The organism is Acinetobacter sp. KB005 (assembly GCF_049949095.1).
Taxonomy (GTDB): Bacteria; Pseudomonadota; Gammaproteobacteria; order Pseudomonadales; family Moraxellaceae; genus Acinetobacter; species Acinetobacter calcoaceticus.
Genome location: NZ_CP188191.1, coordinates 541,414 through 568,044 on the forward strand (window position 1 = coordinate 541,414; position 26,631 = coordinate 568,044).

A 26,631-nucleotide genomic window follows, 5' to 3' on the forward strand; every position below is an offset into this window, starting at 1 on the left:
TTTATTCTCCTGCCTGAGTTGGGAATGATTGGCTTTGTTGCCAAGCACGTTGATTGAGTTGCATTAAGGCATCTTTCGCCATGATTTGTTCCGCCTCTAGACCGAGACGCAAACTTTGAATTTCAATTGAATTTTGCCAAGCCTGTTTTAATAGCTCGACTTTACGTAAACGCACATCTTGTAGTTGCATGGTGGCTTGCTGAACATCGGTAACGGCGAACTTACCCAAACGGAAACCTTGCAATGTTTTTTGTTGGACTTGAGCCGCAAGAGGAACTTGCTGATCATTCAGTTGTTTAAACTGGATGCGTAAACCTTTCAATTCAGACATCAAAGTCTCAATATCTGCTTGATTCTGCTGTCGATAAAAGGTTTGCTGACGTTGAGACAGCTCTTGTTTGGCCTGAGCAATCTTGATTCCGTATTGCTGGCGATTAAAAAGATTTAAAGGAATTTCCACACCTAAACGAATTTGGTTATCTGTACTCTGCTCTGGAGAGCGAGTGTTATTAACACCCAAAGTTACGGTAGGTTGTGGTCTTGCTTTTGCTTTAAGCTGTTGAATATTGGCTTGCTGTGCAAGAGAATCTAACTGGAAAGAGCGCTCCAATAAATTATTTTGTGAATCTTGGCTTGGTTCTACATTTGCTGCCAGCGCCCATAATTGGTTTGGACTTTGGAATAGCTGAAACTGACTTGAACCACCACCCCATAAGTTCACCAATTGTTGTTTCGCAACTTGGAGTTTTAAATCGACTTGTTGATATAAACGCTGATTTTCCAAGTGAGACATACGCACTCGGTCTACATCAACTTGCGCAATACTGCCTGCCTGATAACGCTTTTCTGATGCTTGTAAATTTTCTTGGCTCACTTCGAGCTGCTCGCCAATGAGAGACTTTTCAAGCTCAAGCAAAGCCACTTGCGACCAAAAATATTTAACGATTAATCCAAGTTCAGCTTGATAACGCTGCTCAGCCAAATCAATTTTTGATATTTCCACTTTTGCTAAGTTTTGCGCAGCCTTACGTTGTCCAAAAAGATCTAAAGGCTGAGAAATACCTATCGCGAGTTCTTTTTCTTGATCACTTTGGAAGCCCGTTTGCTCAATGGAAAGACTTGGGTTGGCCCATAAACGACTTTGCTTTAAATTAGCCTCAGCCATTTGCTGCTGTGCTTGCCAAACACCTTGCTGACTTTGATAGTTTTGTACCTGTTCTAACGCTTGCTCAAAAGTAAACGCTGCTTTTTGAATATAATGTTCTTGTTGAATCTCAGACTGAGCCATCGTTACTTGTGCAGCCAATAGCATGGCAACAGATAGGCTTGAGATGGTTAAAACCTTTTTTAACGTTTTATTAACGTTACTCTCTAAGTGAGAAGGAGAACTCACTCGAGTTGAAAAAATAGAAGACATGTTTTTGCCCCGCAATAAATAAGAGATGCGGTGGGCTTTTTTTGGCTACCCCACCTATAGCGGGGTTAAAACAGGAGGAGGTTTTAAAGCAGTAAGATGGGGTGACTGGTAAGAATTAGACCAATGATAAATTTGTGAGAGTTCCTGAACATGTACTACAGGTGCTTCTGCTTGCTTTGCAACTTCAGTCATCACAACGTGAAAACATGAAGGTAAATGATCATGGTGATCTTGCAAATTTAAAGGAGCCTTATGAGAGGTGTTTCCAGCATCGTTCTGTTCAGCATGCGTTTGATGTGAAGATTGATAAACATTCAAAGCTGCATGATGCCCGAAATGATGCAATGCTTTTTCCTGATTTTCATGCGCGCAAAATGCCGCTGCCACATTCCATAAACTCTGGAATATGAGCAAACTAAACAAGATGGACATAAAAATTGCGGAACGTGGCAAAAGCGCACCATTAAACTAAAAAGTTGAACAAAGCCACTATAACAGGCAGTAGGCATGTAATAAAATTACAAAACCTCGATTCATACCCCCACCTTTTAATTTAGAACTTATCTCACGTTAGACGAGACAAAAATAACTTATTATTGAGTAATCATTATGTACAAGCTTTTTTCTGCATCTATATTAACAATTTGCCTTGGCTTAACTGGCTGTGCAACGTCAATGCTATCATCAGCCTTACCCGATGAAACAACCCAAGTTCAGACGAATACCTTAAAAACAGATCAAATTATTGCCCTAGGACAGGCAGTTAAAAATCAGCAGGAACAAGGATTAGTATTTATAGGTCAAGACTATAATTATTTAATGACTGATGGTAGCGCAGAGTTTCTAAAAATTATTAAAACCATTCCAGCCACCGAAAGAACGCTTAATATCCCCTCTCCACTTGTGCTCACTATGGATGATCCAAATCATTTTCACGGAGTAATACAAGTTCGCTATAATACACGCATGGGAAATCTAAATGAAGAACAAAAAAATATGTTAAAGGATTTGGGTTTTAAACAGAATTTTGCCATGCTCCAAGCTCAAGAAAATACCCCATATCCCTATATTAATATTTTTTTCAAAGGCCAGCTTTATGAAGCTAAAGGCCTAAAAGATATTCAACAAAAACTAGCAACTCCATACGTGGTTGAATTACAGGAAAAAATTGAAACAACTAAAAAACATCCATTCAAGCGTGCTACCCGCAAGGTTTTATACCCTTTAGCAATGACCTTTGATGTAATTGTCTTTGCACCCTCTTTAATATGGGCAGATTTACATGGTGATTTTAATAAATAAAGCACTGAGATTCCTAAAACAAAAAAACCAGCCCTCAGGCTGGTTTTTTAAATTAACAGAGATTAACCGCTAATTTTTTTGTATTTGGTACGTTTTTGAGCAGCGTCATCACCTAAACGTGACTGGCGATATGCTTCATATTCAGCATAGTTACCTGCGTAGAATTCTGGCTGTTCATTTTCAAATGACAAGATATGTGTCGCAATACGGTCAAGGAACCAACGGTCATGCGATACCACCATTACCGTACCAGGGAATACAAGAATTGCATCCTCAAGCGCACGTAAAGTTTCAATATCCAAGTCGTTTGATGGTTCATCCAGTAAGATTACGTTTGCACCTAACTGTAAGATCTTCGCTAGTTGTAAACGGTTACGCTCACCACCAGACAATTCGCCTACACGTTTTTGCTGATCTTGACCTTTAAAGTTAAAACGGCCGATATAAGCACGTGATGCGATTTCGTAATCACCGATTTTTAAGATATCTAAACCGCCAGAAACTTCTTCCCAAACAGTTTTATTATTATCTAGAGTGTCACGGATCTGACCAACATAAGCCACTTTAACCGACTCACCGAGAGTCACAGTACCTGTATCAGGTTGCTGTTCGCCAGTCATCATACGGAATAAAGTCGTTTTACCTGCACCGTTTGGACCAACGATACCAACAATCGCTGTTGGAGGTACGGTAAACGTTAAGTTTTCGTACAACAAGCGACCGTCAAATGATTTACTGATGCCTTCCACTTCCACAACTTTGTTACCCAAACGTGGGCCAGGTGGAATATAGATTTCAGATGTTTCATTACGTTGTTGGAATTCTTTAGAGTTAAGCTCTTCAAAACGTTCCATACGCGCTTTGTTTTTCTTTTGCTGACCTTTAGCATTTGAACGAACCCATTCAAGTTCTTTTTTCAATGCTTTAGCAAAAGATTCTTCTTGTTTATTTTCCTGCTCTAAACGAGCATTCTTTTGTTCTAACCAAGAAGAATAGTTCCCTTGATAAGGAATACCCATACCACGGTCAAGTTCAAGAATCCACTCAGCCACGTTATCCAAGAAATAACGGTCATGCGTAATCGCAACGATAGTACCAGGGAAATCTTTCAAGAAACGTTCTAACCAGGTTACAGATTCTGCATCCAAATGGTTCGTCGGTTCGTCCAGAAGTAACATATCTGGTTTCGAGAGCAATAAACGGCAAAGTGCAACACGACGGCGTTCACCACCTGAAAGTAATGATACGTCTGCATCCCAAGCTGGAAGATTCAAAGCATCCGCAGCAATTTCAAGCTGGTTGTTTAGGTTATGTGCATCCCAAGCATGGATAATTGATTCTAATTTTTCCTGCTCTTTTGCAAGCGCATCAAAATCTGCATCTGGATCTGCATATTCTGCAAAAACCTGATCAAGACGTTCTAATGCATCTAAAGCTTCACGCACACCATCTTCAACGTTACCACGAACGTCTTTAGTCGGATCTAGCGGTGGTTCTTGCTCTAAATAGCCGATTTTAATTCCAGGTTGTGCACGAGCCTCACCAGAGAAATCTTTATCTACGCCAGCCATAATACGAAGCAAGGTAGATTTACCTGCACCGTTCAAACCGAGCACACCAATTTTGGCACCCGGGAAAAATGATAAAGAGATGTCTTTTAAGATTTCGCGCTTTGGCGGAACCATCTTAGACACTCGGTTCATCGTATAAATATATTGGGCCACGCAGGACTCCTCAATTGAAAAACCAGTACATCGCAATAAGCGATAAATAATCGCGCGTATTATACGCTGAAAACCTCTTTGACTTGAAGTTATGATTTTCATCGTACGGATTTATCAAACAATTTTCTTTTTCAATAAGTTGCAAAATGTTTATGTATAAGATTTATACAAGGTTTCAGCGTATATTTTTCTATCTTTATTCCTAAAATTAGAAAACAAACCAGAATTTCTGCAATTTTCAAGATGAATTTTAGGCTAGACTCGCTCAATATTTAACTCACGAAGATGAAGTAATCATGACTTATAAAGATGAAACCTTAGCCATTCATGCAGGCTATTCACCAGAGGCGACCACAAAAGCTGTTGCAGTCCCTATTTATCAGACAACATCTTATGCATTCGATAATACCCAGCACGGTGCTGACCTTTTCGATTTAAAGGTTCAAGGTAATATTTATACCCGCATTATGAACCCAACCACCTCTGTGCTTGAACAGCGTCTTGCCGCGCTTGAAGGTGGAATTGGTGCTTTAGCATTAGCATCTGGTATGGCCGCAATTACCTATGCTATTCAAACGATTACCGAAGCGGGAGACAATATCGCCTCGGTCTCAACATTGTATGGTGGAACCTATAACTTATTTGCCCATACCTTACCAAAACAAGGTATCGAAGTCCGATTTTTTGATTACCAAAAGCCTGAAAGCTTACGTAACTTAATTGATGACAAAACCAAGCTTGTTTTTGTTGAGTCTATTGGCAACCCACTCGGAAATATTATTGATCTAGAGGTTATTGCTAAAATTGCTCATGAATATGGTGTTCCAGTTGTTGTAGACAATACCGTTGCCACCCCTGCTTTATTAAAACCATTTGAATATGGTGCCGATATCGTCATTCATTCTCTTACAAAATATATCGGTGGTCATGGCAATAGCATCGGCGGTGCGATTGTAGATAGCGGTAAATTCCCTTGGGGTAAATATCCGGAACGCTTTAAAGTCCTCAACACACCAGATCCGAGTTATCACGGGGTTAATTATGTCGAAGCATTAGGTGATGCAGCTTATATTGCACGAGCTCGCGTAGTTCCATTACGCAATACAGGTGCAGCAATTAGCCCTCTCAGTGTGTTCTTAATTTTACAGGGTCTAGAGACTCTAAATTTAAGGATGGAACGCCATACTGAAAATGCTCAAAAAATTGCGGAATATTTGCAAAATCATCCAAAAGTAAAATGGGTGAATTATGCAGGCCTCAAAGATCACCCACAGCACCAACTGGCTCAAAAATATGTAAAAGGCAAGCCTTCTGCAATTTTGTCTTTTGGCGTGCAAGATGGTCTCGAAGGCGGTACTCGCTTCATCGATGCACTACAACTTTTTACTCGTCTCGTAAATATTGGCGATGCAAAAAGTTTAGCTTGCCACCCTGCAACGACAACTCATCGCCAGCTCAACGAACAAGAACTTAAAGCTGCGGGCGTAAGTGAAGATATGGTCCGTCTTTCGATTGGTATTGAGCATATCGATGACTTAATCGCCGATTTAGATCAAGCCCTTTCAGCTGTATAACTTTTAAACTACCTAACAAGCCTCTGGAAACAGAGGCTTTTTTATTTTCTGCTCATGACAGGACTAAAAACAATTAATGGATTAAGATACTATTTTAGAGTTTTTACTCTAAATAAATTGTTAAATTTCATATATTTACAGACTAGACAATTTTTAAACATCTATTAAGATAAGAGCTATATTTATGAGTTCATTTGGATGAACCTACGGTTGTAAAAAATAAAAATTACATACCGGAATAAATAGTCCCTGCCCCTACTTAGGTAAAATGCTGTGAATAAAAAATTAGAAGCTCTGTTCCAGGAAAAGGTACAAGATAAAGTCATTTTAGTGACAGGCGCCTCGAGTGGAATCGGATTAACGATTTCAAACAAACTTGCTGATGCTGGTGCTCATGTTTTACTTGTTGCCCGTACTCAAGAAACTTTGGAAGAAGTAAAAGCAGGTATTGAAAGTCGTGGCGGTAAGGCATCAATTTTCCCATGTGATCTCAACGATATGGATACGATTGATCAAGTATCTAAAGAAATTTTAGCTACGGTTGATCACATTGATATTTTAATTAATAACGCCGGTCGCTCTATTCGCCGTGCCGTACATGAGTCTTATGATCGTTTCCATGACTTTGAACGCACAATGCAGTTAAATTATTTTGGCGCAGTGCGCTTAGTTCTCAATATTTTGCCTCATATGATTCAACGTCAAGATGGGCAAATTATTAATATTAGCTCGATTGGTGTGTTAGCAAATGCGACTCGCTTCTCTGCCTATGTAGCATCTAAAGCTGCTCTCGATGCATTTAGCCGCTGCCTATCAGCTGAGGTTCATGCACATAAAATCGCGATTACTTCAATCTATATGCCGTTGGTTCGTACTCCAATGATTGCACCAACTAAAATTTATAAATACGTACCAACACTTTCACCTGAGCAGGCTGCGGACTTAATTGCTTATGCAATTGTGAAACGTCCAAAACGTATGGCAACCAACTTGGGTCGTTTAGCTTCAATGACTTATTCGGTTGCACCAGGCATCAACAATATGTTCATGTCGATTGGTTTCCGTTTATTCCCAAGCTCTGATGCTGCAAAAGGTGAAAAAACTGAAAAACTGAACTGGGCACAAAAAGCATATGCACGAATTTTCCCAGGTGAACACTGGTAATTTTGAGTTAATAGCATAATGAATAAAAAAGCGCCTTATTTAAGGCGCTTTTTTATTAAAGAATTTATCAGTCAAGAAACTGAACATGCCCTGTTTTTACATCGTAAATTGCACCCACAACTACAATCTCACCTCGCTCAACCATATCTTTAAGCACACTGCTGTTATTAATAATGTACTGGATGTTGTAATGAACATTCATTGCTGTCACTTGGCTAATAAAAGCATTACCTAATTCGCGTGGCTGCATAATGTCATATACGCTATCAACCGAATGCATTAATGGCCCAAGCACATATTGAATGTGTGGCATTTCCTTCACATCAGACACTTGCTTTTGTTCTAGACGTAATTGACATGCACTCGTCACCGCACCGCAATCGGTATGTCCTAAAACCACAATCACTTTAGAGCCTTTAGCCTTACAAGCAAATTCAAGCGAGCCTAATACTTTCTGACCTGCGATGTTACCTGCGATTCGTAAGCTAAATAGATCACCAATACCCACATCAAAAATCATTTCGGTAGGTGCACGTGAGTCCATACAACCAAGGACTGCTGCTATCGGATGCTGCCCTTCATCTGCGGTAACTCGAATTTGACGATAAATATCTCGTTGTAGACGTTCATTTTTTACAAAACGTTCGTTCCCTTCTTTAAGTAAGTTTACAACCTGTTGAGGACTCAGTTTTTGTTGCAAATCATGTGTACTAATATCAATATCAAGCACCGCATCATCAACGTCTTGATAGTGCTGTTTGAATCCGACCAGTTTAAGATTTACTTGGCGTTTAATGGCCGTTTCACTTTGATAATCTTGAATAACTTGATAGATATCAGGATCGATCGAATCACATTGAGTCGCATCAATAATAAGTTGCTGATGTTTATGTACATGTTCCAATGCTGAAATAAGCGCAGAACGATTAAGAAAGGTCACTTGTGATGGAAGTTCAATACGAGTCACTACGCCATGCAAGCGCTTCTCTCTATAAACACGAATACCTTTATTAAAATTACCATAGAGAATAAAAGCACTACTGGTGAACAGACCAATTAAAATTCCCATTAAAAGATCGGTCAATAAAATTGCAACCAAGGTAATAATAAAAGGTAAAAACTGTTTCCAACCTTTTTGATAAAGCTGTTTAAATAGTTTTGGATGGGTAAGCTTAAAGCCTGTCACGATTAAGATCGCAGCCAATGCAGACAGAGGAATCATGTTCATTAATGGCACAAAGAACAAAACTGCCAGTAGCAATAATACGCCATGAATAATGGTAGAGCATTTACTACGCGCCCCTGTATTTGCATTCACCGAACTACGCACAATAACCGAGGTCACGGGCATGCCACCAATTAAGCCCGAAATAATGTTACCTGTACCTTGTGCCCAGAGTTCACGATTAGGAGGAGAAGAGCGTTTTTGAGGGTCGATTTTATCTGCCGCTTCCAGATTCAATAATGTTTCTAACGATGCAACGACAGCCAGAGTAATTGCCCCTGTGTAAATCATAGGCTCAGCTAAATAGCTAAAATCAGGGAAAATTAATACTTCTTCGGGTGCTTGCAATATATTCGGCAATTGAATGAGGTTATCAACTTGCACTGCCCAGGGTGAGCCAATACTCACCAAAATAAAATTTAAAACCGCTGCCAACACAACTGCAATCAGGGCAGAAGGTAAAGCTAGTTTTTTGAGTGGACTGCTATCCCACGCTAAAATTAAGAATAAACTGAGCAAACCAATGAGTGCAGCTCCTCCATCAAAACGCTGAAGAAATGCATCTGGCGTTGAAGTCCAAACCTGTTTCCATGAAAAATCAGAAAGACCAAACAGATAAGGCAATTGTGTCGCAATCAGGATGACACCAATAGCGGCTAGTAATCCCAAAATGACATTATTTGGGATAAAGTTCGCAAAAAAACCTAACTTAAATAATCCAAATAGAATTTGTAGAACACCTGCGAAAATAATACACAATAAAAAGGCGGCATAATTGCCGCCTAATTGCTCTAACTGTACAAGAATTACCGCAGTTAGTCCTGCTGCTGGTCCGGCTACACTGATGTGGGAACCACTCAGTAAGCCAACAATAATACCACCAACAATACCAGCAATAATGCCAGAGATAATGGGAGCTCCTGAGGCTAAAGCGATACCCAAACACAGCGGTAATGCCACAAGGAATACGACCACTCCGGACAGGAGGTCTTTTAAATGAAATCTATTTTTCAGGTTTAAAACCGACATAAAACAACCATTTATAATATAAAGAAATAAGCAAAGTTGTACTATTACAGCCTGAAAGTGATTAATTGCTTCAAGGCTTGGTTGATGGTGTCGGACAACTGAATATCGTTAAAGTTGAGTTATGCTATAACGTTGTATATTTGATTGTAGGTTTCACAACGTTTTGTTGATCTTAAGATTCACCTCATCTTTACGACTGCGATTTTTTTCTTAACTGCTTTTATATAACTATTAAAAATAATTCTTAACCCATAAAAAAAGCCTCCGATTGGAGGCCTTTTTATCAATTAAAAACTCTTATTTAGAGCCTTTAATCCCTGCTTGTAGTAACAATGCACCTAAACCGCCAATCTTTTGTTCTTGTGGTTTATCTTGCTTGCTACGCTGAGGACGTTCAGCTTGATCTTTACGCGGTTGAGGACGCTTAGCTTGAGGTTTACGCTCAAAACGCTGTTCTGTATTTTGCTCACGACGTGGTGGACGCGGCGCTTTAACAGGCGCAGAACCTTCAGCACGCATACTTAAGTTCACGCGGTTACGTTCAACATCAACCTGCATAACACGCACTTGTACAATCTGGCCCGGTTTTACAACTTTATGCGGATCAGATACAAATTCATTTGCTAATTCAGAAATATGAACTAAGCCATCCTGATGTACACCAATATCAACAAAGGCACCAAAGTTTGTGACATTAGTGATCACACCTTCAAGCTGCATACCTTCTGTCAATTGACCAACTTCAGTAATATCTTCACGGAATTTAGCAGTACGGAACTCTGGACGTGGGTCACGACCCGGTTTTTCAAGTTCAGCTAAAACGTCTTGAATTGTTGGTAAACCAAATTTGTCATCAACAAATTCATCAGCTTTTACTTGGCGAATGATTTCGGTATTACCAATGATGTCTTTAACAGTTGTTGCTTTTGCTGCAACAATTTTCTCAACAAGACCATAACTTTCAGGGTGAACTGAAGAGGCATCTAAAGGTTCAGAACCATTTTGAATACGTAAGAAACCAGCTGCTTGTTCAAAAGTACGCTCACCTAAACGAGGTACGCTTTTCAACGCTTGACGGTTGTCAAAACGACCGTGCTCTTTGCGGTATTCAACAATTTGTTGAGCAATTGCTTTGTTTAAACCTGCGATATAAGCCAAGATTGCTGGTGAAGCGGTATTTACATCAACACCGACAGCATTCACACAGTCTTCTACCACTGCATCAAGTGTTTTTGCCAAACCAGTCTGGTTCACATCGTGTTGATATTGGCCAACACCGATTGATTTCGGATCAATCTTAACAAGTTCAGCAAGTGGATCTTGTAAACGGCGAGCAATAGAAACTGCACCACGAATTGAAACGTCAAGTTCTGGAAGTTCTGCCGACGCAAGTTCACTTGCAGAGTAAACAGATGCACCCGCTTCACTTACAGTGATTCGTGTTAGATTCAGATCAGTATTCGCAGCCATCATTTCAGCAACAACAGCTTCTGTTTCACGGCTAGCTGTACCATTACCAATTGCAATGAGCTCTACATTATATTCACGGCATAGGCGTGCAAGTTCAGCAATTGAGCCTTCTTTATCTTCTTTTGGAGCAAATGGATAAATCGTGCTGTGAGCAAGTACATCACCTGCATCGCTGATCACTGCAAGTTTCACACCTGTACGAATACCAGGATCAACACCCAAAGTCGTACGGCTACCAGCTGGCGCTGACAATAATAAATGACGAAGATTTTCAGCAAATACCTGCATTGCTTCTGCTTCGGCAGTAAGACGTTTTTCTGTCAGCAATGAATGTTCGATTTGAGGACGAATCTTACCTAACCAGAATAATTTTGCAGTTTGCTTTAAGAAATCCTGACGTGCTTGAGGTTGAATTTGCTCAAGGTTGTATTCAGTTTCAATACGCGCCAGTGGTGCATCATCTTCACCATCTACTTTCAAACCCAATACGTTTTCTTGACGACCACGTAACATCGCCAATAAACGATGAGAAGGTAATTTGTTTAGACCTTCAGAGAATTCAAAGTAATCACGGAATTTTTTACCAACTTCTTTCTTTTCTTCAGATGCAACTGCACTTTTTAAAACCGCAGTTTTTGCAAAAGTTGTTTTTAATTCTGTAGTAAGTGAAATATTTTGTGCCCAGTCATCAATCAGAATATGCTGAATCGCATCTAACTGACTTTCAACATCTGGATAGTCTTCATGACTAAATCCAGCCAATGCTTCTGTTGGGTCAACTTGTTCTGCAATAATTTTTTCAGCAATTGGTCCTAAACCTGCTTCTTTTGCTTTAAAAGACTTACTTGTACGCTTAGGGCGATACGGTGCATAAATTTCTTCTAAAGCATTTTTTGTTTCGGCTGCATTCACCCGCGCCAACAAGTCATCACTCAATTTATTCTGTTCTTGCAATGACTGAATAACCTTTTCACGGCGCTCATATAAATCACGTAAATACGCTAAACGAGTATCTAATTGGCGTAACTGCGTATCATCTAAACCTTGTGTTACTTCTTTACGGTAACGGGCAATAAATGGAACACTGGCACCTTCATCAATTAAGCGGATGGCAGCTTCTACTTGGTTTGGACGTACGGCAAGCTCACTTGCCAACTGCTGAACTAAGTCAGTCATCGTGTTTGATCCCACAAGGATAAAGTTTAAAAGCACTGATTATAAAGACCAAGCCCATAAAATCCACACTTGTTTGCGTATTCAAAACGTTTTTTTGTATTGACTCTGAATATTTATAGTTTTTACGACTACTAGAGCACATAAAAACAGGAGTTCAAGTATGAAAAAGTTGAGGCTGAGCTCTGTTTTTTTATCTTTATAAAATATAAACGTAGGCCTTGTGTCATGAAAGTGACAAAATTTTATTATAAATTATGAGAAAATGATCATATTGATACATTCCTCAAAAGCTAAAAACATAGCGATTCAACAAGGTTTTATTCGTCCAATCTTTTAACCAACCCAACCATCTGCTTACTTCAACAATTAAAAGCTTTATAACAACCAACTTGGTTTACCTAAAATAACTTATTTGAAACAATTAGTTATTACTATTTAATTATTAAAAATTTATCAAATATTTAAGTATTTGTTTTTTTAGATCAGTCTTTGCTAAATTATGGGCTTAAGATGTTGTTTTTTGGTTTCAAACCACCTTGGAAATTGTAATTTTGAGCAAATTGATACATAGTCTTAACGAGAACATCAGCATTATACTGAGGGCTTGCTGGCAATAAGCCTGACCGACCCAATAATATATAAATTATGACTTTAAAAGGGAGTACATCATGAGTTTAGTTGTACCTGCTGAACATCCTGAAACCGTACACAACGAAACGGATCGTGTCGAACGTATTTTAGTGGTCGATGACGATGTGCGTTTACGTACCCTCTTGCAACGTTTTTTGGAAGATAAAGGCTTTGTTGTAAAAACTGCCCACGATGCTTCGCAAATGGACCGTTTATTACAACGTGAGTTATTTTCACTTATCGTACTCGACTTTATGTTGCCAGTTGAAGATGGTTTGAGTATTTGCCGTCGTTTACGCCAATCAAATATTGATACACCTATTATCATGTTAACAGCGCGTGGTAGCGATTCAGACCGTATTGCAGGTCTGGAAGCTGGTGCAGACGATTACTTACCAAAACCATTTAACCCAAATGAACTTTTAGCCCGTATCCGTGCTGTATTGCGTCGCCAAGTTCGTGAAGTTCCCGGTGCTCCAAGCCAACAAGTTGAAGTTGTAAGCTTTGGACCATGGTCTTTAGACTTGTCTACCCGCACGCTGACACGCGAAGGACAAATCGTTACCTTAACGACTGGCGAATTTGCAGTATTAAAAGCATTGGTACAACACCCACGTGAACCATTAACCCGCGACAAACTCATGAACTTGGCTCGTGGTCGTGAATGGGGTGCAATGGAACGTTCAATTGACGTTCAGGTCTCTCGTCTACGTCGTTTAATTGAAGATAATCCTGCACGTGCACGTTATATCCAAACTGTATGGGGCGTGGGTTATGTATTTGTTCCAGATGGTGCGGAATAAGCTTGAGATAAAATAGAGTGAGTTTAGAACCAATCGCGCCACAAAACTTTACTGACTACACCACCTACTCTGAACGGAAACGAACTCGGTGGGAACGTTTTCTCGACAAAATTAAGCCACGCTCTGCTGCCATGCGTACCACCATTCTGGTACTGCTGGTGGTATTTTTTAGCTTATTTATGTCGTTATGGTTCTTTTGGCGCACTCTCTATTTACCTGAAATTCAACAACATGCCCGTTATTTAGCAGTTGAACTTGAACTCGTCAACAATCCAGATATACGAATTTTTCATCGTGACACCGAAGTTGATGTTGATGCGTGGTTACGTAATCGTGTTGGTATTGAATACGTTACCAACCCGAAAGAATATCCAAGCGTCCGCGATAAAGTTATTGCTGAGTTCTTTACCAATCAGATCGAACAAAAACTGGCAAATGAGATTGGGACGAAGGATGTTACGGTTTACTTCCAGTTTAAGCCTAGCCCACGCATCTGGATTCAAACACCTGAAATGCACGGGAACTGGGTCCGTGAACCTTTAAAAACCTATGCCAATTATAGCCCTGAGCTATTAGTTGGTTGGATCGTTGGTGTTCCATTACTTTCAGCTATTATTATTCTGATTTTAGTTAGGCAGATGAACCGCCCTTTACGTCGTTTGCAAAATGCTGCCAATGAATATAGTAAGGCTGGAACAGCTCCCTATTTAGATACTAATCATGGTCCACTGGAAATTCGTCAGGTGAACCAAGCCTTTAACCGCATGGTTTATACGCTTGACCAAACTGAGCGTGAACGACGTATTATGCTGGCCGGCATTTCACATGATCTAAGGACTCCTCTTACACGTATTCGCTTAACGGCGGAAATGTTACCTGATGAGTTTTTACGTGAAGGTCTGGTCTATGACGTAGATGATATGGATGCGATTCTTAATCAGTTCATTTCCTATATGCGTGATGGCTCAGATGAAGAATTGAAAGACACCAATATCAATATGCTTTTGCAAGAACTTGTTATCCAGTTTAAGCCACTTGATATTCACTTCGAAATGCAGGATGTGCCAATTATTCCGGCACGTAGCCTTTCTTTAAAGCGACTTATTGCCAACCTGATTAACAATGCAAAACGCTATGGTGCTGAACCGATAGAGCTCAGTGCAAAAGTTGAAAATGAACATATTTTAATTACTGTTGCCGATCATGGTGAAGGTATTCCAGCAGATCAAATAGAAGAGTTAATGCAACCTTTTGTTAGAGGAAACTCGGCAAGAACAGTTCAAGGAAGCGGTCTTGGTCTTGCCATTGTCAAACGTATTGTTGATATTCATCATGGTGAAATTCAAATTCATAACCGTGAACAAGGCGGTTTAGAAGTTATTATTTCTTTACCTATCCCGAAACCAAGCACTGAAGAAAATAGCTCGATCAATCCATTAGAAAAAATAAAACAAACTTTGAGTGAGCGCTTTTAATTTAACCAGTTAGTTATTAAAAGCCTCGTTTTAAAGACAAATAAAATAATTAAAAATCAATAAAATAAAAACTATAAATATATTTTATACCACCATTTATTTACAAAATTAGACCTTAGCCTAACACCTATGCACTTTTCAATTTTTCATAGCTAAAATCCCCTATGTTTTGACAATTCTGAGGATGTCCAATGTCTTTAAGTCGTATTCGCCTAGCTTCTCTTCATGACAAGGTCATCAGTGCTGAACAAGCTGCACAATTCATCGAAGATGGAATGACCGTAGGTATGAGTGGTTTTACTCGTGCTGGTGAAGCTAAAGCTGTTCCACAAGCACTTGTAGAACTTGCAAAGAAAAATCCGTTAAAAATCACGTTAATTACGGGTGCCAGCTTAGGTAACGACTTAGACAAACAACTCACGGAAGCAGGTGTTTTATCTCGTCGTATGCCATTCCAAGTGGACAATACCTTACGTCGCGCCATTAACAATGGCGAAGTTATGTTTATTGACCAACATTTGTCTGAAACTGTTGAGCAAATGCGTAACCAACAGCTTAAACGTCCTGATGTTGCAGTGATTGAAGCAATTGCAATTACTGAAGATGGCGGCATTATTCCAACGACTTCTGTAGGTAACTCTGCAAGTTTTGCTATTTTTGCCGAGAAAGTAATTGTTGAAATCAACACATCTTTAAGCGAAAGCTTTGAAGGTTTGCACGACATCTACATTCCAACCTATCGTCCAACACGCACTCCAATTCCATTAACAAAAGTGGATGAGCGCATTGGTACATCAGCAATCCAAATCGATCCCGCAAAGATTGTCGGTATTGTATTTAACGATACGCATGACTCACCATCAACGGTAACTCCGCCAGATGATGAAACTCAAGGCATTGCAAACCACCTCATTGCTTTCTTTAACAAAGAAGTTGCTGAAGGTCGCTTACCAAAAAGCCTTGGCCCATTACAAGCAGGTATCGGTTCTATTGCCAATGCTGTATTAACAGGCTTAAAAGATTCTGACTTTGAAGACCTCATCATGTACTCAGAAGTATTACAAGACTGTACTTTTGAATTAATTGATGCAGGCAAAATGAAATTTGCATCTGGTAGCTCAATTACACTTTCTGCAAAATGTGGCGAAAAAGTTTTTGGCAATATCGAAGCTTACAAAGACAAATTAGTACTTCGTCCACAAGAAATTTCTAACCACCCAGAACTGGTTCGCCGTTTAGGTATTATCGGCATTAACACTGCGCTTGAGTTTGATATTTACGGTAACGTGAACTCGACTCACGTGTGCGGTACTAAAATGATGAACGGTATTGGTGGTTCAGGTGACTTCGCTCGTAACGCTCACTTGGCGATCTTTGTGACTAAATCAATTGCTAAAGGCGGCGATATCTCTTCTATCGTGCCAATGGTGAGCCACGTTGACCACAGTGAACACGATGTTGATATTTTAGTGACAGAGCAAGGTTTAGCGGACTTACGCGGTTTAGCACCTCGTGAACGTGCTCGCGCTGTTATCGACAATTGTGTACATCCACTTTACCGTGATGCATTAAATGATTACTTTGATCGTGCATGCGCTAAAGGTGGACATACGCCTCATTTACTTCGTGAAGCATTGTCTTGGCATGCAAACTTCGAAGAAACAGGTCAAATGCTTCAAGCAGCACCAGTTGCAAAATCAGCTTAAATAACTGGTTTAATTCAAGCACTCCTAAGGGGGTGCTTTTTTATTTGTTTAAATTATTCATAAAATACTGCTCAAGCCCCAATTTTTATTTTATCTTTTCAGCACATCAAAACAAAAAGTAGAAATCCATATGTTTATTATTCGTCAATTTACAAATGCGGATCTGGAAGATGTCGTTATTTTATGGGAAAGCTGCGGCCTGACTCGTCCTTGGAATAATCCTGAAACCGATATTTTCAGAAAAGTCTCACAACAAGATGATTTATTTTTGGTTGCCATTAAAGATGAGCAACTCATTGGCACGCTTATGGGCGGCTATGACGGCCATAGAGGCTGGATTAATTATTTGGCTGTTCACCCCCACCAACAACGCTTAGGAATAGCTACAGCGCTCGTTCAGCAGCTTGAAAAGCGACTGATTGCTCGGGGCTGCCCAAAACTACAATTATTGGTGCGTAAAGATAACCTAAATGTACTGAATTTTTATGAACAGCTCGGCTATGACGAAGTAGAAGCGGTATGTTTAGGAAAACGTCTAATTAACGATAGTTCACATGATTAAGCCCTTACTTGTTATAGCTTTGACATAATAAGAACTTGGGGATAAGTGACAATGCTTGTGGATAAATCTCATTTTACCCACAAGTAAGAAAATGATTTGTTCAGATAAAACAATAGGCATGAAAAAAGCCTCATACGTTATGTATGAGGCTTTTTCGAATATGGTGGCGAGACCCAGGATCGAACTGGGGACACACGGATTTTCAATCCGTTGCTCTACCTACTGAGCTATCACGCCGATGGCCTGTATTAAGCCGTATCTCAGAACAATAGTCAACTATTATCCTGAGTTTTTGATTTAAATGAGTATTTTTTATACTCAAAAAAAATCCCTGATGGGATCAGGGATTGAAAACACATATAATGGTGGCGAGACCCAGGATCGAACTGGGGACACACGGATTTTCAATCCGTTGCTCTACCTACTGAGCTATCACGCCGAAGTGGGCGTATTAAACAATGTTTATATGATCACGTCAAGCAACTTCCGTGTTTTTTGTAACAAGTGATTATTTTTAAATCACCATCACATACGAACTGGACTTTTAATGGTGTAATTTACCAATATGAGCCAAACAACGATGAATAGCGCCACAACCCGGCTCAAAAATTTTCACGCCTTTTGACTCTTCTATACGACAAGCTTCTTCAACTAAACGCTCTGCTACCCCACGACCACGGTTGGCAGGATGCACAACAATATATTCAAGAACCTTGCTTTCACCTTGTCCTGAAGACCACATTGCCCCTATAATTTTGGTGTTAAATTCAGCAGTGTATAGCGTGGTATACTGTTGTAAATCTTGTTCAAGTTGTTCAATCGCATCGTGCCCGTCACCAAACTCCGGACTTGTATCATACAGTCGCTCAAGCTGATCGCGAATCTCTGAATTATCTAGAGAACTATAAGCATGTACGGTAATAGGCATTGATTAACCCTCCTGAGCAAACTATGATGCTGTCACGAATTCGTCACAGCGAAATTATCGTTACATCCAATCATTTTTGACGTTTTTTTGAGGAACGTGTCCATGACGCAACGTATCAGTGAAGTGGTTAGAAATACCAATGAAACCAAAATTCGAGTTCGATTAAATCTCGACGGTACTGGTCAAGGCACACTAAACACTGGAGTTCCATTTTTAGACCATATGATTGATCAAATCAAGCGACATGGCTTATTTGATATCGATATTCATTGTGACGGAGACCTCGAGATTGACGATCACCACACTGTAGAAGACTGTGGAATCACGCTTGGACAAGCTTTTGCACAAGCTTTAGGCGATAAAAAAGGTTTAAAACGCTATGGTCATTTTTATGCACCATTAGATGAAGCCTTGTCTCGTGTTGTTGTAGATTTATCTGGTCGTCCGGGTTTATTTATGGATATTCCATTTACCCGCGCACGTATCGGTACATTTGATGTCGATTTATTTTCTGAGTTTTTCCAAGGTTTCGTAAACCATGCGCTTATGACCTTACACATCGATAATTTGAAAGGTAAAAATAGCCACCATCAAATTGAAAGTGTGTTCAAAGCGCTTGCTCGTGCTTTACGTATGGCATGTGAAGTTGATCCACGTGCAGAAAACACGATTGCATCGACAAAAGGTAGCCTCTAATGACACGTATCGCGTTACTTGATTATGGCATGGGCAATCTACACTCAGCAGCTAAAGCACTTGAGTATGTGGGCGCTACAGTCGATGTGACCAATGATCCAAAATTAATTGCACAAGCCGACAAAATTGTTTTTCCAGGTGTTGGCGCAATGCGTGACTGTATGCAAGGCATGCGCGAAGCAGGCATTGATGAAGTCGTACGTAAAGCTGCTTTTAACAAACCAGTTCTTGCAATTTGCGTAGGTATGCAAGCCCTACTACAAAGCTCAGAAGAAAATGGCGGTGTAGATGCACTAGGTATTTTTGACGGCGTAGTAAAACACTTCCCTCAAATGGAAGGGTTAAAAGTGCCTCATATGGGTTGGAACCAGGTTCACCAATTGGACCCAAGCCACCCTATGTGGAACAACATCGAACAAGATGCCCGCTTCTACTTTGTACATAGTTATTATGTCGAGCCAAAAGATGAAAGTGTTGTGGCTGCGACCTGTGACTATGGCGTGAACTTCTGCACAGCAATTCACAAAGAGAATTTATTTGCTACTCAATTCCACCCAGAGAAAAGTCATACTGCCGGTTTGCAGTTACTGAAAAACTTTGTGGAATGGAATATTTAATTTCCCTTAAAAAATAAAATAGATCAAGTCGAGATGGCGTGATCTATTTTTTTATTTATAATAACAACCAATCATTTACAGAATGATATTTTATTCAACAAAATATTGAATATTTATACTTTTAAATAAAACCAAATGATCAGGAAAACAAAATGAATTCACCTTTTGAAAATCAACCGATTCAACAAGATTCCCCCTTTAAAGCAAGTGGTCGTTTTGGACGACTCTCTTATGCAGCATGGTTACTGCTTTATGCTATTATTTTCACTAGTGCTTTTGCAGTGATTGGTATGTCTGCTGGTCTGGTAGCTGAATCCAGCAGTAATGTACCTGTCACGGTTGGGTTCATTTTATTATTTGTTTTTTATATCGCATATTTCTATTCTACTTTTATACTTATGATTCGTCGTTTACATGATCGAAATCATAGTGGTTGGCTTTCACTACTTCTACTCGTACCCTTGGTAAATATTGGCCTTATTATTTATCTTTTTGCAGCTAAAGGTGATGAAGGTACTAACGACTACGGTCCAGCGCGGGCAACGCCAAGTTGGGAGCGTATATTGGGTTGGATTTATATTGTCATTATTCCAATCCTCTTTATTGTTGGCATTATTGCAATAGCAGTCCCAAGCTATCAAACTTACATTGAAAAAAGTCAACAAATTAAAATTAGCTCAACAACCCAACCATAAACATTGTTAAATCATTGATAAAGCCTAGTTCTCTAGGCTTTATTCATATATAAAGCTAATAGCTCAATTCATTTGTATGCTGTTAAATATGTCCGAAGCCTCTCCCCTCCTTGATAAAGCCTCTATTCAACAACTTCCTCCTTTTGAAAATCTTAACTATCAAAATATTGTCGTGATTGAAAATATTGAGCAATGCAAAACTATTGAAGAAGAATTAAAAAATGCTGTCATTTTGGGATTTGATTCTGAATCTAAACCAACTTTTCGGGTGGGTGAAGTGTCGACAGGTCCACATTTGATTCAGCTTGCCACAGCAAAAAAAGCCTACTTATTTCATGTAAATTCATCGACTTTAAAATTTTTACAACCCATTTTGTCTAACCAAAAGCAAATTAAAGTTGGCTTTGGTCTCAAAAACGATAAGCATATTTTTCATAAAAAAGGGATTGAACTCGAAGGTTGTGTCGACCTCGCAAAAGGCTTTAGCCATTTTGGTTTTAAACAACAACTGGGGGTACAAAAAGCAGTTGCGCTGTTATTTGAGCAATATCTTGCAAAGTCGAAAAAAATCGGAACGTCAGACTGGGCACGAAAACCGCTTAGCTCTCAGCAAATCAGCTACGCTGCTGCCGATGCCTATGCTGCTTTATTGGTATTTCAAGAGCTCAGAAAACAAAAACTATTACCCGCTCACATTTCTCAAACTATTCAAACCGCACTTCAAGCGTAAAGTTATAAAAGTCTTTTCTAAGGCTTAGCGATTGATCAATACTTTGCTAAGATGTGCAAAATTTCATAATCATGATGAAGCAAGGAGCGGAAGCATGCTAATCATTCCTGCAATTGACCTGAAAGATGGTAAATGTGTGCGTTTAAAACAAGGGCGTATGGAAGACGATACCGTTTTCTCTGACGATCCAGTTGCAACTGCCCAGCATTGGGTAAATGAAGGCGCACGTCGTTTGCATTTGGTCGATTTGAATGGCGCTTTCGCAGGCACTCCAATTCATAAACCTATTGTTGAAGCAATTGCTAAAGCTCAGCCAGAATTACCAATTCAAATTGGTGGTGGTATTCGTTCTTTAGAAACAATTGAGCACTATTTAGAAGCTGGCGTGACTTTTGTGATAATCGGCACTAAAGCAGTTCAAGAGCCTGAATTTGTAGAAGAAGCTTGTAAACGCTTTGCAGGACACATCATTGTTGGTATTGATGCCATGAATGGTATGGTTGCAACTGACGGCTGGGCAAACGTTACTGACGTTAAAGCAACTGATTTAGCAAAACGTTTTGCAGATGCAGGCGTGTCTAGCATTGTTTACACAGACATTGCTCGTGATGGCATGATGCAAGGTGTAAACGTTGAGCAAACTGTAAACTTGGCTCAATACTCAGGCCTTCCAGTAATTGCTTCTGGTGGCGTAACTAACCTTGATGACGTTCGTAACTTAATAGGCCAACCAGGCATTTTAGGTGCGATTACAGGCCGCGCAATTTATGAAGGCACACTGAGCCTTCGTGAAGCTCAGCTTTTGTTAGATGAAAATCGTCTTTAATTTTTAAGATGTAAAAAAGAGCCTGTTTAGGCTCTTTTTTTATTTTTTGATTATCTTTAGTTTAATAACTTTTCTAAATCGATAACCTCATCTGCAAGTTCCATTGCGTAGGGTGAATGTGTAATCATAATTACGGATGGAACGACTTGCTGAATATATTCAAGTATATTTTTTGCAGTATCTACGTCCAAGGCGGCAGTCGGTTCGTCTAAGATGATGAGCTGCGGGCGAGCTAAAAGTCCTCGAAGAATGCAAATTCTTTGCTTTTCTCCTCCTGAAAAATTCTTATAAATTTCAGTTAAATCATCATCAAGTGTCAGTTGATGCTTTTTCAAAATATGTAACAGGTTAAATTGATCAAGCATCTGAAGTAAGTAAGAATCCTCATATATATGCGAGGAGTTATAAACTAAATTATCTCTAAGAGAATAAGGGAAAATAACTGGTTGCTGTGCAACGTAAACAACCTCATCAAAAATATGCTTAGAAAAATTTTGACTGATATCAATATTTTTATACAAAAGCTGTCCTGATTGAATCTGATATACCCCCATTAAATAATTCATTAGAGAAGTCTTACCTAGACCTGTTGGGCCAATCACGACATACGTTTTATTGGCTAGTATTGTTAAATTCAAATGATTTACTGCTCTTTTTCCTAATAAAAATTGAGCATTTACAAATTGGAAGAGGACTTCAGAATACTGAATGGCAGAAGACGTATATTGTTCTTTCTTGAGATTAAAATACTGTCGATATTTTGCTAAGGCCACAAAGTTTCCATTTAAGCGCATCAAGCTTTGGGAAACAGCTAAAAAAGGATTGGTGAGTTGAATAATATAAGTACTTATCAATACAAAAGCACCCGGTGTAAGCTGCTTTTCAGTTGAAAGAAACACTGTAAATAACATAAAAACGAGTAAAAATAGAAAGATCAGGAACAATTGAGAAATCATCAATAACCCTATTTTCTTGTTCCTATCTTTAGCTGTTGTGATGTATGAATCTAATGTGGCATTAAATTTTGACAATTGAAACGGTACTGCATTTTTTATTTTAATTTCATAGGAGTTGGATATTTGATGTATCAAATGGCTATTCACCAGATTGTCTTGTTCATACATGGCATCAAATAGTGAACTACTTGTTTTATTTATATGAAAGGAAACTATAAAAATAACGATAGCTATTAATAAAAAGCTAATACTAAAAACTAAGCTAATGGTCGTAAATAAAACTGCAAAAATCATAACCAATTGAAAAATAATTGGTCCCAAATGAAGAAGTAACGTTAAATTAATTTCACCAAAAGCAGAACTTCCTCTTTCAAGATCACTGATTACTGTTCCCGCTTCAATTTGATCTTGTTGATCTTTTTTAATATTTAAATAATTTTTTAAGCCAGCAGAAATTAATGCTCCTTTGAAATCGACCATCAAATAAGCACCAAAAATATTTTGCGTCCAATGGCATAACTCATTCACCAACCATGCAGTCGCGTAGGCAAGTACAAGTAGATATAAAAAATTAAATGGGAGTTGAATATTGAACAAAAAGCTATATTCATGTGCAGAATAGTCGATAATAATTTTCAGCAGGTATGGTAATAATGTTGTAAAGAATGCTGAAAACATCACTAATAAAAACATGAGAAACATACTACCCTTCTGTTTCTTATAATTTTCTTTAGAAACTTTCCATAAAAATTTATAGTTTTGAATATCTTGCGAACTTAATAAAAACTTCATTTCTGTATCTTTTTTCTATTAAAACAATTTAAAAATAATTTCATTACACAGGAAATATTATAACTTGCCTTATTTATTGTTATTCATGTTTTTTTAATTAAAATTACAAGTTTTTAAATAATAAAAGTTCTATATATAAAACTTAATAACTCACATAATTTTAAAAAGACTTTAAAGTTAATACACCACATTTCGAATAAATTTAAGCACTTGTTTACCACTATTGATATAGGTATAAGTCACTGAACTAGCAAAACTAAAAGATGAACCAGCAGGAATTATTTTTATGCTATCGGTAAATTGTATGGTCAACTCACCTTCTAATACATAAATTAGTTCTTGCCATCCTTCCGCATCTGCTTCGGCAATATAAGATTCCCCCACTGCCAACGACCATGTCCAAAGCTCAACTTGGGAGCGGGATGGGACTGAAGCTAGTAAAGTTGCGCTGCTTTCTTCTTTGTCTCCCTGCCAAGCTAGTACATTTACTAAGGCTTGCTCTTTAAGTTCAGGCGCACTCACAATTGTTCTAAAATCTACACCCAACACGACTGCAATCGCATCGAGTTTAGCCAAGCTAATATTGACCTGCCCTGTTTCCAAAGCTGCGATTGTCCGTCTACTCACACCCGCTTGATCGGCCAAGTCCTGTTGGTTTAAATCTCGCTCGTCTCTTAAGGAACGGATATTTGTGCCGACATGCTGTAAAACGGTACTGGACTGGCTCATAAATTAACGTAGCAAATAAAATATGAGCAATATATTGCACAAAATAGAAGAATAGTGCAATATGTGCAGTATATTGCACAATTTCTCCTGATCAGATATGTCACCAATTTCTCTGAGCTCAAGCAAAGCCCCACAGCTAGCTCTTATCCTAATTACCATTATTTGGGGTGGAACATTCCTTACTGTGCAGTATGCACTGAATTTTTCGTCACCTATGTTTTTTGTGGGCTGTCGCTTTGCTGTAGCTGCCTTAACGTTATTAGTTATTTCATTAAAAAGTATGAAAGGCGTTACGTTAAAAGATTTAGGTGCAGGGAGTGCGATTGGCCTTGTAATTGCGGCGGGCTATGGCACACAGACGATTGGTCTTCAAACCATTCCAAGTAGTGAATCCGCATTTTTAACGTCACTTTATGTGCCGCTTGTCCCTCTTTTAATGTGGCTTATCTTTAGAAAAACTCCACATATCATGACTTGGGTTGGAGCGGCCCTTGCGTTTGCTGGTCTTGTTTTGTTGACAGGCAATGGTTTTAAGCAAATTTCATTAAGTTTTGGACAGCTTTTAACAGTACTGGGTGCATTTGCAATTGCTTTAGAGATTATTTTTATTAGCTACTTTGCTGGAAAAGTAAATTTACGCCGTGTCACCATCATTCAACTCGCTGTCGCATCTCTAATTTCTTTTGCCATTATGCCTGTGGTTGGTGAACATACGATTCCAGCATTCTCATGGCCTCTTGTGATGATTGCTGTTGCATTAGGCTTAGCCAGTGCACTCATTCAATTTGTGATGAACTGGGCTCAACGTGTGGTTGACCCTTCACGGGCTGCAATTATTTATGCAGGAGAACCCGTTTGGGCGGGCATTATTGGTCGAATTGCTGGTGAGCGTTTACCAGTCATTGCTCTTTTGGGTGGTGCTTTAGTGGTATTAGGTGTTTTAGTGAGTGAGTTAAAAATTAAGTTACCGACCAAAAAAGTCAAAAGAATTCAAGAATAAAAAAGAGAGCGAAATGCTCTCTTTTTTATCAATTATTTTTTCTTCAATGAAATACAGGGTTGGTAGTACTCAACCGTTGGCATTGGATCATAAAAGGGATGGAGCAATGCTTTCCATTCCTGATAAGCATCAGACTTTCTAAACCCTTCAGTATGATTTTCAATCTCATCCCAAAAAATCATTAAAATATAATGATGTGGATCAGTTGCATGTCTAATCAGCTGGACAGCATTAAAGCCTTCCATTGGATAGACAATATGTTTGGCCTGCTCGAATGCCGCAAGAAACGCCTCACTTTGCCCAGCCTTTATGCTCAAATGCACATGTTCAATAATCATGGTTTATTGATACATCGGACGGTTATCATTTAACGCAATCAAACCGCGAATTGCACGATATACAATCCAAATCCACGCAGCAGTAATTACGCCTACACAGAATACGGTAGATGAGATTGCAACACCTGCAAATAGATCGGTATTTTCACCGGTAAAGAACAAGAAAATAAACGGCAAAAAGGCGATAATATTCCAAGCCAGATACCACCAGAATGTTCTGATTTGCCATGTAAAGTGGCTCTCAAAAATTGAACCTTGCACATCAGAACGTTTTACATAGTTAATAATTAGAGCAATAACCGCAAGTAAGCCGCCAGTAAAAATGGCAACAATATAAAGTACATATAAAATAAGAGTTAAAGTACGATTTGAATCTTGGTCGATAGAACTATTCATTTTTATACCTCTCGAGTTTAATAAAACGATTTACTTTTATGAGCCCCGCAACACATTTAAGGGAGAAATTAGCCACAAAATCAAAAGTAAATGAAGGAATATGGTACAAAAATAAATCTTACGAAAGGGTTGTTTTTGTGTTTTATGTCTCAGTTTTTGTTGTGCCCACCATGCAGCAGGCCAGCCCCCTAGAAAGCTGACAATATGCAATGTTTGTTCAGGCACACGGCGATTCCCCAATTGTGCAGCTTCTTTGTCTTGTGAATAGAGCCAATAACTCAGCACATTCATCATTAAAACAAACAACAAGGTGTAAGCTGGCAAAGTATGCATAAAGCTCATAATGCCCATTAAAACAAAATAAAATACGATCCCCATTTGCATGGCAGACCATGGTTTAGCTTGAAAAGCAGATTCTGTTTTTGCTGGCTTTGAAGCTTTACGAGTTTGAGATGCTTTTAGGTAAGTTACCTGCTGGGCACGAAAGCGACCACGTTCATCAAGGATAACTAGATATTCCAGTGCACAGCCAATAATTGGCCGAGGACCAGGGCGTGCAAAATCTTTGATATGCAAAAAGACTCGCTCTTTTTCAGCATCATCTGGCTGAATAAAGCCATAACCTTTTTCGTCGAACCATTCGACTAATCGCCCCTGATCTCGCATCTCTA

24 protein-coding genes, 2 tRNA genes and 1 pseudogene are annotated in these 26,631 nt (G+C 39.0%); 14 read left to right on the top strand and 13 right to left on the bottom strand.

All coding sequences use genetic code 11. The features are described from left to right. Position 1: 1 nt before the first annotated feature. Together ACPF64_RS02735 and ACPF64_RS02740 are read right to left on the bottom strand one after the other, a co-directional pair. Positions 2–1,417 carry a TolC family protein gene (locus ACPF64_RS02735; protein ID WP_426455518.1) on the bottom strand — a complete coding sequence of 472 codons (1,416 nt, stop codon included), beginning with the start codon at positions 1,415–1,417 and terminating at the stop codon, positions 2–4. Between the two features lie 54 nt (positions 1,418–1,471). Continuing rightward, the gene (locus tag ACPF64_RS02740; protein WP_026057133.1) at positions 1,472–1,870 is read right to left on the bottom strand and encodes a cation efflux protein, CzcI-like; all 399 of its coding nucleotides are present in this window, start codon (positions 1,868–1,870) and stop codon (positions 1,472–1,474) included. Between the two features lie 156 nt (positions 1,871–2,026). On the opposite strand from ACPF64_RS02740, the gene ACPF64_RS02745 reads away from it, so the two are divergent. Continuing rightward, on the top strand, positions 2,027–2,719 hold the full coding sequence (locus ACPF64_RS02745; RefSeq protein ID WP_426455519.1) for a hypothetical protein: 693 nt from the start codon (positions 2,027–2,029) through the stop codon (positions 2,717–2,719). Positions 2,720–2,781: 62 nt separating this feature from the next. On the opposite strand, the gene ettA is transcribed toward ACPF64_RS02745, so the two are convergent. Next, positions 2,782–4,443 carry an energy-dependent translational throttle protein EttA gene (gene ettA, locus ACPF64_RS02750; RefSeq protein ID WP_003653862.1) on the bottom strand — a complete coding sequence of 554 codons (1,662 nt, stop codon included), beginning with the start codon at positions 4,441–4,443 and terminating at the stop codon, positions 2,782–2,784. A 296-nt stretch (positions 4,444–4,739) separates the two neighbouring features. On the opposite strand from ettA, the gene ACPF64_RS02755 reads away from it, so the two are divergent. Continuing rightward, positions 4,740–6,017: an O-acetylhomoserine aminocarboxypropyltransferase/cysteine synthase family protein gene (locus tag ACPF64_RS02755; RefSeq protein WP_426455520.1), complete on the top strand. Its 1,278-nt coding sequence runs from the start codon at positions 4,740–4,742 to the stop codon at positions 6,015–6,017. 273 nt (positions 6,018–6,290) lie between these two features. Beyond that, positions 6,291–7,181 carry an SDR family NAD(P)-dependent oxidoreductase gene (locus tag ACPF64_RS02760; RefSeq protein ID WP_003653865.1) on the top strand — a complete coding sequence of 297 codons (891 nt, stop codon included), beginning with the start codon at positions 6,291–6,293 and terminating at the stop codon, positions 7,179–7,181. 67 nt (positions 7,182–7,248) lie between these two features. On the opposite strand, the gene ACPF64_RS02765 is transcribed toward ACPF64_RS02760, so the two are convergent. Next, positions 7,249–9,435 (bottom strand): solute carrier family 23 protein, encoded by a 2,187-nt coding sequence (locus ACPF64_RS02765; RefSeq protein ID WP_426455521.1) that lies wholly within the window; start codon positions 9,433–9,435, stop codon positions 7,249–7,251. Between the two features lie 297 nt (positions 9,436–9,732). Beyond that, positions 9,733–12,081: a Tex family protein gene (locus ACPF64_RS02770; protein WP_270903321.1), complete on the bottom strand. Its 2,349-nt coding sequence runs from the start codon at positions 12,079–12,081 to the stop codon at positions 9,733–9,735. A 668-nt stretch (positions 12,082–12,749) separates the two neighbouring features. Between ACPF64_RS02770 and ompR the strand changes: the two genes are divergently transcribed. The 5 genes and pseudogenes from ompR to ACPF64_RS02795 all read left to right on the top strand — a co-directional run bounded on the left by ompR (position 12,750) and on the right by ACPF64_RS02795 (position 17,257). Then, positions 12,750–13,514: a two-component system response regulator OmpR gene (gene ompR, locus ACPF64_RS02775; protein ID WP_000060753.1), complete on the top strand. Its 765-nt coding sequence runs from the start codon at positions 12,750–12,752 to the stop codon at positions 13,512–13,514. Positions 13,515–13,531: 17 nt separating this feature from the next. After that, positions 13,532–14,989 (top strand): ATP-binding protein, encoded by a 1,458-nt coding sequence (locus ACPF64_RS02780; protein ID WP_004639784.1) that lies wholly within the window; start codon positions 13,532–13,534, stop codon positions 14,987–14,989. Between the two features lie 15 nt (positions 14,990–15,004). After that, a pseudogene (locus ACPF64_RS02785) lies at positions 15,005–15,145 on the top strand (hypothetical protein). Between the two features lie 35 nt (positions 15,146–15,180). Beyond that, on the top strand, positions 15,181–16,695 hold the full coding sequence (locus ACPF64_RS02790) for an acetyl-CoA hydrolase/transferase family protein (protein ID WP_005044101.1): 1,515 nt from the start codon (positions 15,181–15,183) through the stop codon (positions 16,693–16,695). 130 nt (positions 16,696–16,825) lie between these two features. Next, complete coding sequence (locus ACPF64_RS02795; RefSeq protein ID WP_004789884.1) at positions 16,826–17,257, top strand: GNAT family acetyltransferase; 432 nt, start codon at positions 16,826–16,828, stop codon at positions 17,255–17,257. A gap of 161 nt (positions 17,258–17,418) precedes the next feature. On the opposite strand, the gene ACPF64_RS02800 is transcribed toward ACPF64_RS02795, so the two are convergent. The 3 genes from ACPF64_RS02800 to ACPF64_RS02810 all read right to left on the bottom strand — a co-directional run bounded on the left by ACPF64_RS02800 (position 17,419) and on the right by ACPF64_RS02810 (position 18,185). After that, positions 17,419–17,494: transfer RNA gene (locus ACPF64_RS02800), tRNA-Phe, on the bottom strand. Between the two features lie 126 nt (positions 17,495–17,620). Further along, positions 17,621–17,696: transfer RNA gene (locus ACPF64_RS02805), tRNA-Phe, on the bottom strand. Between the two features lie 105 nt (positions 17,697–17,801). Then, the gene (locus ACPF64_RS02810) at positions 17,802–18,185 is read right to left on the bottom strand and encodes a GNAT family N-acetyltransferase (RefSeq protein WP_003653877.1); all 384 of its coding nucleotides are present in this window, start codon (positions 18,183–18,185) and stop codon (positions 17,802–17,804) included. A 102-nt stretch (positions 18,186–18,287) separates the two neighbouring features. Here ACPF64_RS02810 and hisB point away from each other — a divergent pair, with 102 nt between their 5' ends. The 5 genes from hisB (at position 18,288) to hisA (ending at position 21,749) form a co-directional block, all read left to right on the top strand. After that, complete coding sequence (gene hisB / locus ACPF64_RS02815; protein WP_002116767.1) at positions 18,288–18,881, top strand: imidazoleglycerol-phosphate dehydratase HisB; 594 nt, start codon at positions 18,288–18,290, stop codon at positions 18,879–18,881. After that, positions 18,881–19,498: an imidazole glycerol phosphate synthase subunit HisH gene (hisH, locus tag ACPF64_RS02820; protein WP_005038212.1), complete on the top strand. Its 618-nt coding sequence runs from the start codon at positions 18,881–18,883 to the stop codon at positions 19,496–19,498. The genes hisB and hisH overlap by 1 nt, the downstream gene beginning before the upstream one ends. A gap of 152 nt (positions 19,499–19,650) precedes the next feature. Next, positions 19,651–20,193, top strand: a complete 543-nt coding sequence (locus ACPF64_RS02825) for a DUF805 domain-containing protein (protein WP_426455522.1) — start codon at positions 19,651–19,653, stop codon at positions 20,191–20,193. Between the two features lie 88 nt (positions 20,194–20,281). Next, positions 20,282–20,923, top strand: a complete 642-nt coding sequence (locus ACPF64_RS02830; protein ID WP_426455523.1) for a 3'-5' exonuclease — start codon at positions 20,282–20,284, stop codon at positions 20,921–20,923. A gap of 94 nt (positions 20,924–21,017) precedes the next feature. Next, entirely contained in the window at positions 21,018–21,749 is a 732-nt protein-coding gene (hisA, locus tag ACPF64_RS02835) for a 1-(5-phosphoribosyl)-5-[(5-phosphoribosylamino)methylideneamino]imidazole-4-carboxamide isomerase (protein ID WP_004639792.1), read from the top strand. 56 nt (positions 21,750–21,805) lie between these two features. Here the strand turns inward: hisA and ACPF64_RS02840 are convergent, their stop codons facing one another. Together ACPF64_RS02840 and ACPF64_RS02845 are read right to left on the bottom strand one after the other, a co-directional pair. Next, entirely contained in the window at positions 21,806–23,497 is a 1,692-nt protein-coding gene (locus ACPF64_RS02840; RefSeq protein ID WP_426455524.1) for an ATP-binding cassette domain-containing protein, read from the bottom strand. A gap of 177 nt (positions 23,498–23,674) precedes the next feature. Continuing rightward, the gene (locus ACPF64_RS02845; RefSeq protein WP_426455525.1) at positions 23,675–24,226 is read right to left on the bottom strand and encodes a helix-turn-helix domain-containing protein; all 552 of its coding nucleotides are present in this window, start codon (positions 24,224–24,226) and stop codon (positions 23,675–23,677) included. Positions 24,227–24,323: 97 nt separating this feature from the next. On the opposite strand from ACPF64_RS02845, the gene ACPF64_RS02850 reads away from it, so the two are divergent. Continuing rightward, a complete protein-coding gene (locus ACPF64_RS02850; RefSeq protein ID WP_426455526.1) occupies positions 24,324–25,226 on the top strand; it encodes a DMT family transporter in 903 nt (300 codons plus the stop codon). Positions 25,227–25,258: 32 nt separating this feature from the next. Here the strand turns inward: ACPF64_RS02850 and ACPF64_RS02855 are convergent, their stop codons facing one another. The 3 genes from ACPF64_RS02855 to ACPF64_RS02865 are packed head-to-tail and all read right to left on the bottom strand — an operon-like array spanning position 25,259 to position 26,626. Then, a complete protein-coding gene (locus ACPF64_RS02855; protein ID WP_426455527.1) occupies positions 25,259–25,564 on the bottom strand; it encodes an antibiotic biosynthesis monooxygenase family protein in 306 nt (101 codons plus the stop codon). 3 nt (positions 25,565–25,567) lie between these two features. Beyond that, on the bottom strand, positions 25,568–25,960 hold the full coding sequence (locus tag ACPF64_RS02860) for a DUF4870 family protein (protein ID WP_045433518.1): 393 nt from the start codon (positions 25,958–25,960) through the stop codon (positions 25,568–25,570). Between the two features lie 36 nt (positions 25,961–25,996). After that, positions 25,997–26,626: a DUF1294 domain-containing protein gene (locus tag ACPF64_RS02865; protein ID WP_202724383.1), complete on the bottom strand. Its 630-nt coding sequence runs from the start codon at positions 26,624–26,626 to the stop codon at positions 25,997–25,999. Positions 26,627–26,631: the final 5 nt, after the last annotated feature.

What these genes read in the sequence shown, in the direction of transcription:
- ACPF64_RS02735 (WP_426455518.1), bottom strand. Translation starts at nt 1,417, where the DNA reads ATGTCTTCTATTTTTTCAACTCGAGTGAGTTCTCCTTCTCACTTAGAG.
- ACPF64_RS02745 (WP_426455519.1), top strand. Translation starts at nt 2,027, where the DNA reads ATGTACAAGCTTTTTTCTGCATCTATATTAACAATTTGCCTTGGCTTA.
- ACPF64_RS02755 (WP_426455520.1), top strand. Translation starts at nt 4,740, where the DNA reads ATGACTTATAAAGATGAAACCTTAGCCATTCATGCAGGCTATTCACCA.
- ACPF64_RS02765 (WP_426455521.1), bottom strand. Translation starts at nt 9,435, where the DNA reads ATGTCGGTTTTAAACCTGAAAAATAGATTTCATTTAAAAGACCTCCTG.
- ACPF64_RS02770 (WP_270903321.1), bottom strand. Translation starts at nt 12,081, where the DNA reads ATGACTGACTTAGTTCAGCAGTTGGCAAGTGAGCTTGCCGTACGTCCA.
- ompR (WP_000060753.1), top strand. Translation starts at nt 12,750, where the DNA reads ATGAGTTTAGTTGTACCTGCTGAACATCCTGAAACCGTACACAACGAA.
- ACPF64_RS02790 (WP_005044101.1), top strand. Translation starts at nt 15,181, where the DNA reads ATGTCTTTAAGTCGTATTCGCCTAGCTTCTCTTCATGACAAGGTCATC.
- ACPF64_RS02795 (WP_004789884.1), top strand. Translation starts at nt 16,826, where the DNA reads ATGTTTATTATTCGTCAATTTACAAATGCGGATCTGGAAGATGTCGTT.
- ACPF64_RS02810 (WP_003653877.1), bottom strand. Translation starts at nt 18,185, where the DNA reads ATGCCTATTACCGTACATGCTTATAGTTCTCTAGATAATTCAGAGATT.
- hisB (WP_002116767.1), top strand. Translation starts at nt 18,288, where the DNA reads ATGACGCAACGTATCAGTGAAGTGGTTAGAAATACCAATGAAACCAAA.
- hisH (WP_005038212.1), top strand. Translation starts at nt 18,881, where the DNA reads ATGACACGTATCGCGTTACTTGATTATGGCATGGGCAATCTACACTCA.
- ACPF64_RS02825 (WP_426455522.1), top strand. Translation starts at nt 19,651, where the DNA reads ATGAATTCACCTTTTGAAAATCAACCGATTCAACAAGATTCCCCCTTT.
- ACPF64_RS02830 (WP_426455523.1), top strand. Translation starts at nt 20,282, where the DNA reads ATGTCCGAAGCCTCTCCCCTCCTTGATAAAGCCTCTATTCAACAACTT.
- hisA (WP_004639792.1), top strand. Translation starts at nt 21,018, where the DNA reads ATGCTAATCATTCCTGCAATTGACCTGAAAGATGGTAAATGTGTGCGT.
- ACPF64_RS02840 (WP_426455524.1), bottom strand. Translation starts at nt 23,497, where the DNA reads ATGAAGTTTTTATTAAGTTCGCAAGATATTCAAAACTATAAATTTTTA.
- ACPF64_RS02845 (WP_426455525.1), bottom strand. Translation starts at nt 24,226, where the DNA reads ATGAGCCAGTCCAGTACCGTTTTACAGCATGTCGGCACAAATATCCGT.
- ACPF64_RS02850 (WP_426455526.1), top strand. Translation starts at nt 24,324, where the DNA reads ATGTCACCAATTTCTCTGAGCTCAAGCAAAGCCCCACAGCTAGCTCTT.
- ACPF64_RS02855 (WP_426455527.1), bottom strand. Translation starts at nt 25,564, where the DNA reads ATGATTATTGAACATGTGCATTTGAGCATAAAGGCTGGGCAAAGTGAG.
- ACPF64_RS02860 (WP_045433518.1), bottom strand. Translation starts at nt 25,960, where the DNA reads ATGAATAGTTCTATCGACCAAGATTCAAATCGTACTTTAACTCTTATT.
- ACPF64_RS02865 (WP_202724383.1), bottom strand. Translation starts at nt 26,626, where the DNA reads ATGCGAGATCAGGGGCGATTAGTCGAATGGTTCGACGAAAAAGGTTAT.